Origin of the sequence: Mycobacterium sp. 1081908.1 (genome assembly GCF_001673535.1) — a bacterium.
GTDB lineage: Bacteria > Actinomycetota > Actinomycetes > Mycobacteriales > Mycobacteriaceae > Mycobacterium.
Genome location: NZ_LZLY01000148.1, coordinates 49800 through 60869, shown reverse-complemented (window position 1 = coordinate 60869; position 11070 = coordinate 49800). Strand labels below are relative to the sequence as shown.

Below are 11070 nucleotides of genomic sequence, written 5' to 3'. Positions count from 1 at the left end.
CCCATCCCGAATCCGACTGCGGGCGAGAGGAATACACCGACACGCTGCGCGAGCCCGACTCGTTCGCGACACCCACCCCCACCGCCTGGAGCCTGGGGCCCTCCGGCGCCGGGCCAGGCGCCACAGCCAGGAATGCCCACTCCGCCCGGGGCGCCCGGCGCACCCTCGTCGGCCCCCGCGACGCCGACGCCAAACCGATGACCACAAACGGCACCAACGAACAGGAGAAATCGACAATGAACATCAAGCAAGCGGTCGCCGGCTCGTTACTCGCGGGCGCCCTCGGGATCGCCGCGGCCGGCTTCGGCACCGCGGTGGCCAGCGCCGATCCCCCTCCCCCGCCACCGGCGCCCGGCCAACCCGGGCCGCCGCCGCCTGGTCCGGGGGGTCCGGGCGGACCGTTCGGGGCTCCCCCGCCCGGGCCCGGTGCACCGGGTGGACCATTTGGGCAGCACCCCGGCGGACCACCTCCACCGCCGCCGGGATTCTGACGCTGGCCGTCCAGGGCACTGACGAGCGGTGGTCGCCTCAATCAATCCGGTTGGGGCGACCACCGCTCCCTCAATTCACGGCCGCCTCGAGCGGCACGCTGAGCCGGAATTGGGCGCCGCCCTCGCGCGGCAGGCACACCAGCTCCCCGCCGTGGGCGCGCGCCAGTGCCCTGGCGATCGGCAGGCCCAGCCCGGCACCGCCGTGGTCGCGGGCGCGCCCGGCGTCGAGGCGCACCAGCCGCTCGAAGATGCGGTCACGCTCGTCGTCGGGGATGCCCGGGCCAGTGTCGGTGACGGTCACCTCGGCGGCGTGGTCGGTCGAGCGGAGGTCGACGTGGATGGCGCCGCCAGCGGGGGTGTACCGGCGCGCGTTGTCGAGCAGGTTGGACAGGATCTGCGCCAGCCGGGTCGGGTCGGCTCGCACCGCGAGTTCGTCCAGGCCGGTCCGGATGACCGTGATCCCCGGCGCCAGCAAGGTCGCCCGGTCGGCTTCGGCGTCGAGCAGGGCGGCGAGGTCGACGTCCTGCAGGTCCAGCGGCAGCCCGGCGTCGATGCGGCTCAGGTCCAGCATGTCGGCCACCAGGCGTCCGGCGCGGCGGGCGTCGGACAGCAGCAGGCCGGCGCGGCGGTACTGACCGCGGGCCGCGTCGTCGGATTCGTCCTGGCCGGCGTTGGCGAGGAGTTGTTCGGCGGCGACCTGGATGCCCGCGATCGGCGTGCGCAGCTCGTGGGCGGCGTCGACGAGAAACCGCCGGGTGGCCGCCTCGGCGCGCTGCGCGGACGCGGCGGACTGCCGGGCCCGGTCCTCGGAGGCTTCCAGTGCGTCGAGCATGCCGTCGAAAGCCGCAGCGGCGCGGCCTAATTCGGTGTTCGGGCGGTCGGGACGCAGTCGCCTACCCCGGTCGCCGGTGGTGATGGACCGAGCCAGGGTGGTGAGCCGGTCAAGGGGACGCAGCGCGGCGCCGGTAACCAGGATGAGCAGCAGACCGGCGGCGGCGAGGATGGCCAAGCTCGCCACCACCATGACTTCGCGCAGCCGGTGAAGCAGCGCGGTCGTCTGGGTCGTGTCGGCAACCAGGATCACCTTTCCCCCGGTGTTCAGCGGGTGCACGATGACCGCGGCGGTGGCGTCCGGGGGCGGTGGCGGCGGTGGGCCCCACGGTGGCGGTGGTGGAGGCGGCCCCCACGGCGGAGGTGGGCCCCACGGCGGCGCGGGCGGCAGCTCGGTCGCCCCCGCCGTGGTGTCGGGGCTTATCGCGGGGTCGCCGTAGCTGGTTCCATCCGGGGTGATCAGCAGGGCGCGGATGCCGCCGCCGCCGAGCTGCGCGACCAGGCGCTCGGGTGGGGTGTTGGCGGCGGCCAACGCGTCCGCGTGCGCCGCCGTCGCCATCAATCGATCGTGCAGATCGCGGCGGGCCTGCGATCCGACCACCAGATCGATCGCGACCCCGAGCACCAGCAGCAGCACGGTGAGCAGGCCGAGCACCATCACGATCAGCCGACGGCGCAGCGATGGTGTCCGCGTTGTCCCCGTCATGGCCGCACCGCCTGCAGGCGGTAACCGATGCCCCGCACGGTGTGCAGGACGCGCGGGCCGTGCGCCTCGAGCTTGCGCCGCAGCCCGCTGACGTGAACGTGCACCAGGTTGGCGTCGTAGGCGTCGTAACCCCACACCGCGTTGAGGATTTGGCCCGTGCTGATGATGCGGCCGCGCTGTTCCACGAGGAAGCTCAGCAGCCTGAGTTCGGTGCCGGTGAGCGCCAACGGGTTTCCCGATCGCGATGCGACGCCGGCCTCCAGGTCGAGGGCGACGTCGCCGAATTGAACCACCGACGGCAAGCGGCCGCCGCGGCGCAGCACCGCACCGACACGCGAGACCAGCTCGGCCAGTTCGAAGGGTTTGACCACGTAGTCGTCAGCCCCGCCATCCAGACCCCGGACCCGATCCGGCAGCCCGTCGCGGGCGGTTAGCAACACGATCCCGGCCCCACCCCAGTCCCGGACCACGTCGATCAGAGCGAAACCGTCCCGGCCCGGCAGCATCACATCCAGGATCACCAGGTCGGGCCGGAACCCCTCCAACACGTCCTCGAGCCCGGCGCCGTCGGGGCGGGCCGCGGTCACGTACCCGGCGTCGGCCAATGCCTCGCCGACCATCTCGCGGATCGCCTCGGAGTCCTCCACGACCAGCACCCGCGCCGCCGCCTGCCTGGTGGGAGTTCGATCGCTCATCGTTTCATTCTCGGGCTGCCGCCGCGCCGCTGTCTGAAGCCAGCCTGAAGAAACAACCTGCGGCCCGGCCGGGGCCAAGTAGCGTCCCTGGACATGACTTCCGACGCCAACAGCTTCGGCGCCCATAGCCCGGTGCCGCCGCCCGCCGCCGCCCCCACGCGCCGCCACTCCACGGCCGTCGTCGCCGTCGTCGGGCTGGCGGGCGTGGTGCTCGGCGCGATCGCCGCCTTCGCCATAACCGGCCTGGTCTTCACGGTCCGCGTCCAACTGCCCCCGCCGCCGTATCCGCCGCCCCTGGGGTCGACCGCGCCGGGTTGCGTCTACCCGGCGCCGCCGTCGGGCACCGCGCCGGCGCCCGCCCCGGGCGTCATACCGGCTCCGCCCGTGCCGCCGCTGCCGCGCTGAGCCCCGACAGGTCCGCGGCCCCGGAACCCAGCAACGGCTTGCCCGCCACCTCCGGGGCGAAGAACAGGGTGACGGCGCCGACCAGCCCGGCGAACATCAGCATGTAGGCCGGCATCATCGGGTTGCCGGTCCCGGCGACCAGCGTCTCGGCGATCAGCGGGGTGGTGCCGCCGAAGGCCGAAACCGCGATGTTGAACCCGATCGACACCGCGCCGTAGCGCACGTGGGTGGGAAACAGGGCGGGCAGGATCGCCGGCTCGAGGCTGCTCAGGAAGAGCATGGGCAGGGCGACGAGCGCCACGCCGGCGAACTTCGCCGGATACGCCCCGCCGAACCGCATCAACGCGAACGCCGGCAGCGACACCGCGACCAGCAGCCCGCAGCCCGTCCACATCAGCGGTTTGACCCCGACCCGGTCGGACAGCGCCGCGACGACGAGCACCCCGATCGTCAGGACGGCCAGCACCACGAGGACCATCACCAGGGCGGCGGTGTCCCCCACGCCCGCGGTCTTCTTGAGATAGGTCGGCACGTACCCGCTGACCATGTAGCTGGTGTCGGTGACGGCGAGCTCCACCCCGAGGCAGATCAGCAGCCCTTTCCACTGCCGCACCACCGTCAGCTTGAACTGGGTGCGAACGGAGATCGGCAGGGCGACCTTGTGCACCTTTTCGTAGCCGGGGGACTCCTCGATCCGCGAGCGCAGGTACACCGCGACCAGGCCGAGCGGCGCGGCCAGCAGAAACGGTACGCGCCAGCCCCAGGCCAGCATGTCGGCGCTCGACAGGACCGTCTGCAGCCCCGTCACCAGCACCGCGCCCACCACGAAGCCGCCCAGCGTGCCCACCGGCAGGAATCCGGCCAGCATCCCGCGCTTGTGGTCCGGGGCGTGTTCGGCGATGAAGGTCATGGCGCCCGCGTACTCCCCGCCGGAGGAGAGTCCCTGGCCGATGCGAATGACCGTGAGCAGGACGGGCGCCCAGATCCCGATGGTGTGGTAGCCCGGCAGCGCGCCGGTCGCGGCGCCGCAGACCGCCATCAGCGAGATCGTCATCACCAGCACGGGCTTGCGCCCGATGCGGTCGCCGAGCGGGCCGAAGATGAACCCGCCGAGGGGCCGCACGACGAATCCCGCCGTCATCGTGCCGAACGTGGCGATCAGATTGCCCGCGCCGGAATTGCTTCCGGGATAGAACGTCTGCGCGAGCAGGGTGGCGACGAGGCTGAACAGGGTGAAGTCGTACGCCTCCATGAAGTTGCCGATGGCCGTGCCCTGGATGGACCGGTGCGTCGCTCGCCTATCGGCGACGTGAACCTCAGGTTTTCGACTCATTGGGTAAATGACTTACCCGCAACGCTTGACAACTAGTCGCCGCGCTCCGGGCCCTTCACGGTCATCGCCGCGAACGTGGCCAGAAACGTCGCGGCGGGAAGGGCGTTGACGATCTTGTCCCGTGCGCGGATGTGCGCGCCGACGGCCAGGGTGAAGTACAGCGTCAGCATCGCCGTCGTCAGCCTCGCCAGGCCGGGGAACCGGGTGACCGAGAGCAGGCCGACCGCCGCGGCCGCCTTCACGACCGGCAGCACGGGCCGAACCTCGTCCGGCACCCCCACGTCGTCCAGAACCTTCTTGATCGGGGCCACCTGGACCCCGCAGGCCACCGCGTCCACGGCGTGGAACACCGCAAGCGCCGCATAGGTTTTCGGTGAAGTCAGCGCACTCATGCACCCGAGCCTATTGGGTCAGCCGCGGCGGCGCTCCAGGCTCCCCGTCCACCGGCGCGCGGGCGATCGCCTCGGCCTTGGCCACCGCCTGGGCGATCGCCGGGTCGGTCTCGGTGGAGAACCAGTCGGCGACGTCGGCGTCGTCGTCGGCGCTGTGCTTGGGGGCGTCGTCGACCGGCGACGGCTGGAACCGGAACACCCCGTCCTCGCCCGGCGCGCCCAGGAGCTTGGTGAAGCCCTGCAGCGCCGAGCTGAAATCGCTGGGCACCACCCACACCTTGTTGGCGTCACCGCGGGCCATCTCCGGCAGCGTCTGCAGGTACTGGTAGGCCAGCATCTCCGGGGTGGGCCTGCCGGCCTTGATCGCGGCGAAGGTCTTCTCGATGGCCTTGGCCTGCCCCTGCGCCTGCAGGTAGGCGGCGGCGCGCTCACCCTGGGCGCGCAGCATCCGCGACTGCCGCTCGGCCTCGGCGGCCAGGATCGCGGCCTGCTTGGCGCCCTCGGCTGCCAGGATCTGCGCCTGCTTTTGGCCCTCGGCCTCCTTGATCGCCGACTCGCGCATGCCCTCGGCGGTCAGGATCATCGCCCGCTTCTCGCGGTCGGCCTTCATCTGCTTTTCCATCGAGGCCTGGATCGACGGCGGCGGGTCGATGCTGCGCAGCTCCACCCGGGCGACGCGCAGGCCCCAGCGGCCGGTGGCCTCGTCGAGCACGCCGCGCAGCTGGCCGTTGATCATGTCGCGGGAGGTCAGGGTCTGCTCCAGGGTCATCCCGCCGACCACGTTGCGCAGCGTGGTCGTGGTGAGCTGCTCGACGCCGACGATGTAGTTGCTGATCTCGTAGACCGCCGCCTGCGGGACGGTGACCTGGAAATAGACCACGGTGTCGATGTTGAGGGTCAGGTTGTCCTCGGTGATCACCGGCTGCGGCGGGAAGGACACCACCCGCTCGCGCAGGTCCACGCGGGCGCGGACGCGGTCGATGAACGGCACCAGCAGGGTCAGCTGCCCGCTGACCGTGCGGCTGTATCTGCCCAGGCGTTCGATCACCGCGGCCTCGGCCTGCGGGATCAGCGCGACGGACTTCGCCACCACGACGATCCCGAAGACGATGATCACCAGCGCCACTATCAAAAGAGCGACCCCAGCCATTGTGCTTCCTCCTACTCCAGAGGGATTAGATGTCCTTGAACACCACCGCGGTGGCGCCGTTGATCTGCATGACCGTCACCCGTTCGCCGGGCTCGTAGACATCGTTGTCGTTGAGCGGCCGGGCCGTCCATACCTGGCCGTCCAGCTTCACCTGGCCCTCGTCGCGCGCGACGCGGTCGAGGACCAGCGCGCTCTTGCCCTCCAGCGCCTTGATGCCGGTCGGCAGCCCCTTCGCGGGCGTGAGCCGCCGCCGCAGCGCCGGCCGCACCAAGACCAGCAGCAGCACCGAGACGACCACGAACACCGCCGCGTCGGCCCAGATCGGCCAGCCCACCAACCAGGTGCTGCCCGCGGCGGCCAGCGCGCCGCCGGAAAGCATCAACAGGGACATGTCGCCCGTCAGCGCCTCCGCGCCGGCAAGCACCAGCGCGAATATGAGCCAAATCACCGCGGCGGGCATGCGGTCAGAATACGCGTAATCCGCCTTTGCCGGACCAAACAACTACACTCCGAGATCATGTGGTGTCCCAGTGTCTCGCTGTCCCTGTGGGCCAACGCCTGGCTCGCGGGCAAGGCCGCGCCCGACGATGTGTTGGACGCGTTATCCCTTTGGGCGCCAAAGCAATCGGTCACCGCGTATGATGCCGTCGCCGCCGGGCACACGGGACTGCCGTGGCCCGATGTCCACGACGCCGGGACGGTCACGCTGCTGCAAACCCTGCGCGCGGCGGTTGGCCGGCCGGCGGTTTCGGCCTCCCCCGGATTGCCCGGCCGTTTGCGGGGGATGATCAACGTCGTGCTGCCGGTGCCCGGCGACGTGCGCGGGCTGGCCGCGGGAACGCAGTTCGAAAGCGACGCGCTGGCCGCCGGCGAGGCGGTCATCATCACCAACCCCGACGACCCGACCACCGCCGTCGGGCTGGTCCCCGAGTTCAGCTACGGCGATCCGGAGGGGACCGACGACGACGCGGGCCTGCCCGAACTGTGCGCGCTGGCCTGGACGGTGTACTCGCTGCCCGGTTCGCCCCCGCTGCACCACTACGAGCTCGGCGACGCGGAGTACGCGCTGCGGTCCGCCGTGCGCTCGGCCGCGGACGCGCTCGGCGCCATCGGGTTGGCCGCCGCATCCGACGTCGACGATCCCCGAGGGCTCGTCGAGCAGCTGCTGGAATCCGCACGGCAGCACCGCATTCCCGACCATGCGCCCTCGCGTGCGCTGCGGGTGCTGGAGAACGCCGCACACGTCGACGCCATCATCGCCGTCAGCGCCGGGCTGAGCCGCTCCGACGCCCCCGCGGACCGCATCGTCGCCGGGATCACCCAGTCGTCGTCGCAAGCGCAGATCGCGACCGACGCGCTGCGCCCGCTGACCACGGTGGTGCGTTCGGCGCGGATGGCCGCGGTGAACGCGATCCTGCACTCGGCCTGGGCCGACTAATCCCGTTGGCGCGCCACGCAGTGCGGCGGGCCGCACGCCGCGCCGTCGACGCTGGCGAGACAGCCGGGCACCGAATCCGTTCCGACCGCCCGCTTCGGCGCCCGGCCGTGCCGGAGCTCGTCGATGAGGTCCGCGGCGAGCCGGGCGAATCGCCTGTCGGCGTTGGGCGTTGCGGCGCGGGCGAAGGCCATCCCCGCGGCCTCGGCCTGTGATCGCAACTCGTGGTCGAGGTCCCACACCACCTCGATGTGGTCGGCAACGAACCCGATCGGGCAGACGATGACGGCCCCCGCGGCCAGCGTTTTCAGATGGTCGGCCACGTCCGGCTCCAGCCACGGGACCTGGGGCAGGCCCGAGCGCGACTGCCAGGCCAGGTCGTAGTCGGCGTAGCCCGCGGCCGCCGCGACGAGCCTTGTGGCATAGGCGACTTGGCGGCTGTACAGCCGGGGGCCGAAGCGCTCATCGGCGGCCACCGGGACCGAATGCGCGGTGAAGACCAGCCGCGCGCCCGCCGGCACCGTCTCGGCCGCGGCGGCGATGGCGCCGGCGAACATCTCGACGAAGAGCGGATGGTCGAAATAGGGCCGCAGCTTCACCAATTCGGGCGCGCCCGGCCCGGCCACCCGGCGGGCCCGGGCGATGTCTTCGACGTACTGCGCGCAACTGGAGTATCCGCTCCACGCCGACGTGGTGAACACCGCCACACGGCGAACGCCGTCGTCCCGCATGGTCGCGACGGTGTCCTCGACATAGGGCTCCCAGTTGCGGTTGCCGAAATACACCGGCAGGTCCAGTTCCGCACGCAGCTCGGCGATCAGGGCGCGGTTGATGCCGTTGATCGGCGAAACCCCGCCGAAATGCAAGTAGTGCTCGGCGACGTCGTCGAGGCGCTCGGGTGGCACGTTGCGGCCCCGGGTGACGTTCTCCAGGAACGGCCGCACCTGCTCCGGCCCTTCGGGCCCGCCGAAGGACAGCAGCAGGACCGCGTCGAACTCCATTGCGCCCTAGAGTAACTGGGTGCTGGCGCCGCCGTCGGCGTAGATGATGGTCCCGGTCGTCGCCGGCAGCCATTCCGAGAGCAGCGCGCACACCGTCTTGGCGACCGGCGTGGGGTCCTTCATGTTCCAGCCGATCGGCGCGCGCTGATCCCAGCCCTCCTCGAGCAGCTGCATCTGGGCGCCGGCCTCCTCGCCGAGCGCGCCGCCGACGATCGCGCTCATCGCCAGGGTCCGGATCGGCCCGGCCGCAACGAGATTCGACCGCACACCGAAAGGCCCGGCCTCACGCGCCACGAACCGGTTCACCGATTCCAGCGCGCTCTTGGCCACCGTCATCCAGTTGTAGGCCGGCATCGCGCGCGACGGGTCGAAGTCCATGCCGACGATGGAGCCGCCGGGATTCATGATCGGCAGCAGCGCCTTGGCCAGCGAGGCGTACGAAAATGCGGAAATGTGAATGCCTTTCGACACGTCCTCGTACGGCGCGTCGAAGAACGGGTTGATGCCCATCCCGGTCTGCGGCATGAAGCCGATCGAGTGCACCACGCCGTCCAGCTTGTTGCCCTCACCGATCTCGGCCGTCACCCGCTCGGCCAGGCTGTCCAGGTGCTCCTGGTTCTGCACGTCGAGTTCGATCAGCGGGGCCTTCTCCGGCAGCCGGTCGGCGATGCGCTGGATCAGGCGCAACCGGTCAAATCCGGTCAGCACCAACTGCGCCCCGGCTTCCTGGGCCACCTTGGCGATGTGAAACGCGATCGACGAGTCGGTGATGATCCCGGAGACCAGTATCCGTTTGCCTTCGAGCAGTCCTGCCATTTTCCGTCCTTGTGTCGGGGCCTCAGTGGCCCATGCCCATGCCGCCGTCGACCGGGATCACCGCGCCGGCAATGTAGCTCGCATCCTCGGACGCGAGAAAGCTGACCACCCCGGCGACCTCGGCGGCGGTGCCGACCCGCTTCGCCGGGATGAATTCCAGTGCCCCCGCCTGAATCCGCTCGTCCAGCGCGCGGGTCATCTCGGTGTCGATGTACCCCGGGGCCACCACGTTCGCCGTCACCCCGGCCTTGGACAGCTCCCGGGAGATCGAGCGGGCCATGCCGATCAGGCCGGCCTTGGCGGCCGCGTAGTTGGACTGGTTGCCGATCCCCCAACTGCCGGAGACCGAGCCGATGTAGATGATCCGGCCGAACCGCTTCTTCTGCATGCTGCGCGCCGCGCGCTGGGTCACCCGGAACGCCCCGGTGAGGTTGGCGTTGATGACCTCTTCGAACCGCTCCTCGGTCATCCGGATCAGGAAGGCGTCTTTGGAGATGCCGGCGTTGGACACCAGCACCTCGACCGGGCCCTGGTGCTCCTCGACCTCCTTGAACGCGCGGTCGACGGCGTCGTTGTCGGTGACGTCGCACTCGACGCCGAACAGGCCCTCGGGCGCCCCGGATCCGCGGTGCGTGACGGCCACCTTGTGCCCGTCGGCCGCAAGCCGCTGGGCGATCGCCAGACCGATGCCCCGGTTTCCGCCCGTCACCAGGACCGAACGGGATACAAATGCGGGTCTGCCGAAGTCCGCGGCGCTTTCGGTGGCTGTCTCAGTCACCCCGCCAACCTATCGCCTCACCGCGGCGCGCCCGAAATCTCCCCCCTGTCGCGCCGCGTGCGTAACCAGGCTGCGATTTTCGGAGCCGATTTTCGCAGTGGGGTTACGCTCGCGAGGCTTTGTCGGTGTGGCTCAGCACACTTTCGGCCATGACAGACCCTTTTCTGGGCAGCCAAGCCCTGGCTGTCGGCGCATTGACGCCTTACGAGCTGCGCACTCGCTATGTGGCGCTGCACAAAGACGTGTACCTGCCGAAGGATGCCGAGCTGACCCCGGTCTTGCGCGCGAAGGCCTGCTGGTTACGCTCGCGGCGGCGCGGCATCCTCGCGGGCTTTTCCGCCTCCGCCCTGCACGGATCGAAGTGGATCGATGCGACGTTGCCCGCCGCGATCATCGACACCAACCACCGCCGAACGCCGGGGGTACAGGTGTGGGATGAGCACATCGACGCCGACGAAATCACCGTCGTCGACGGCATGCGCGTCACCACGCCGGCTCGAACGGCGCTCGACCTGGCCCGGCGATGGCGACTGGGTGTCGCCGTCGCGGCGATCGACGCCCTCGCGCAGGCGACCGATTTGAAAATGGCCGACGTGGAGCTGTTGGCCCAGCGCTATCGAGGGCACCGGGGCATGAAGGCCGCTCGCGCCGCTCTTGAACTCGTCGACGGTGGGGCGCAATCGCCCAAGGAGACCTGGCTGCGCCTCCTGCTGATTGAGGCCGGGTTCCCGCCTCCCCGGACGCAGATCCCGGTTCTCAACGAATGGGGTTGGGTTGAGGCGTATTTGGACATGGGTTGGGAGGACATCAAAGTCGCCGCGGAGTATGACGGCCAGCACCACCAGTCGAGTCGCTACCAGTACGTCAAAGACATCCAGCGTCTTGAAAAGGCAGAGCGCCGCTACGGGTGGATCGTGGTGCGGGTCGTGGCCGAATATCACCGCGACGACGTCATTCGCCGAGTAGCTGCGGCCCGCGCTTCGCGAACGTAACCGCACTGCGAAAATCTGGGCCGAAAATCGCAGCCAGGTTACGCT

11 protein-coding genes and 2 pseudogenes are annotated in these 11070 nt (G+C 70.3%); 4 read left to right on the top strand and 9 right to left on the bottom strand.

All coding sequences use genetic code 11. The features are described from left to right. Positions 1 to 491: pseudogene (locus A5655_RS28415) on the top strand (hypothetical protein); the annotation flags it as partial. Between the two features lie 70 nt (positions 492 to 561). Here A5655_RS28415 and A5655_RS24400 read toward each other — a convergent pair. Then, on the bottom strand, positions 562 to 2028 hold the full coding sequence (locus A5655_RS24400; RefSeq protein ID WP_067014789.1) for a HAMP domain-containing sensor histidine kinase: 1467 nt from the start codon (positions 2026 to 2028) through the stop codon (positions 562 to 564). Then, on the bottom strand, positions 2025 to 2723 hold the full coding sequence (locus A5655_RS24395) for a response regulator transcription factor (RefSeq protein ID WP_067014786.1): 699 nt from the start codon (positions 2721 to 2723) through the stop codon (positions 2025 to 2027). Before A5655_RS24395 ends, A5655_RS24400 begins: the two co-directional genes overlap by 4 nt. Positions 2724 to 2816: 93 nt before the next feature. Between A5655_RS24395 and A5655_RS24390 the strand changes: the two genes are divergently transcribed. Then, entirely contained in the window at positions 2817 to 3128 is a 312-nt protein-coding gene (locus tag A5655_RS24390) for a hypothetical protein (RefSeq protein WP_067014783.1), read from the top strand. Here the strand turns inward: A5655_RS24390 and A5655_RS24385 are convergent. Genes A5655_RS24385 through A5655_RS24370 form a run of 4 tightly spaced genes read right to left on the bottom strand, consistent with a single transcriptional unit; the run spans position 3091 to position 6463 of the window. Beyond that, a complete protein-coding gene (locus A5655_RS24385; protein WP_067014780.1) occupies positions 3091 to 4461 on the bottom strand; it encodes an MFS transporter in 1371 nt (456 codons plus the stop codon). The genes A5655_RS24390 and A5655_RS24385 overlap by 38 nt on opposite strands. Before the next feature lie 32 nt (positions 4462 to 4493). After that, complete coding sequence (locus A5655_RS24380) at positions 4494 to 4853, bottom strand: DoxX family protein (protein WP_067014777.1); 360 nt, start codon at positions 4851 to 4853, stop codon at positions 4494 to 4496. Positions 4854 to 4863: 10 nt separating this feature from the next. Continuing rightward, the gene (locus tag A5655_RS24375) at positions 4864 to 6003 is read right to left on the bottom strand and encodes an SPFH domain-containing protein (protein ID WP_067014775.1); all 1140 of its coding nucleotides are present in this window, start codon (positions 6001 to 6003) and stop codon (positions 4864 to 4866) included. A gap of 25 nt (positions 6004 to 6028) precedes the next feature. Beyond that, a complete protein-coding gene (locus tag A5655_RS24370) occupies positions 6029 to 6463 on the bottom strand; it encodes an NfeD family protein (RefSeq protein ID WP_067014772.1) in 435 nt (144 codons plus the stop codon). A gap of 57 nt (positions 6464 to 6520) precedes the next feature. On the opposite strand from A5655_RS24370, the gene A5655_RS24365 reads away from it, so the two are divergent. Next, entirely contained in the window at positions 6521 to 7441 is a 921-nt protein-coding gene (locus tag A5655_RS24365) for a hypothetical protein (RefSeq protein WP_067014770.1), read from the top strand. Here A5655_RS24365 and A5655_RS24360 read toward each other — a convergent pair. The 3 genes and pseudogenes from A5655_RS24360 to fabG1 form a co-directional block, all read right to left on the bottom strand. Further along, positions 7410 to 8439 (bottom strand): annotated as a pseudogene (locus A5655_RS24360) (ferrochelatase); the annotation flags it as partial. The gene A5655_RS24365 and the pseudogene A5655_RS24360 overlap by 32 nt on opposite strands. Before the next feature lie 6 nt (positions 8440 to 8445). Next, on the bottom strand, positions 8446 to 9255 hold the full coding sequence (gene inhA / locus A5655_RS24355) for an NADH-dependent enoyl-ACP reductase InhA (RefSeq protein ID WP_067014765.1): 810 nt from the start codon (positions 9253 to 9255) through the stop codon (positions 8446 to 8448). 22 nt (positions 9256 to 9277) lie between these two features. Then, entirely contained in the window at positions 9278 to 10033 is a 756-nt protein-coding gene (gene fabG1 / locus A5655_RS24350; protein ID WP_067014762.1) for a 3-oxoacyl-ACP reductase FabG1, read from the bottom strand. Between the two features lie 149 nt (positions 10034 to 10182). On the opposite strand from fabG1, the gene A5655_RS24345 reads away from it, so the two are divergent. After that, entirely contained in the window at positions 10183 to 11025 is an 843-nt protein-coding gene (locus tag A5655_RS24345; RefSeq protein WP_067014760.1) for a hypothetical protein, read from the top strand. The last annotated feature ends 45 nt before the right edge of the window (positions 11026 to 11070 follow it).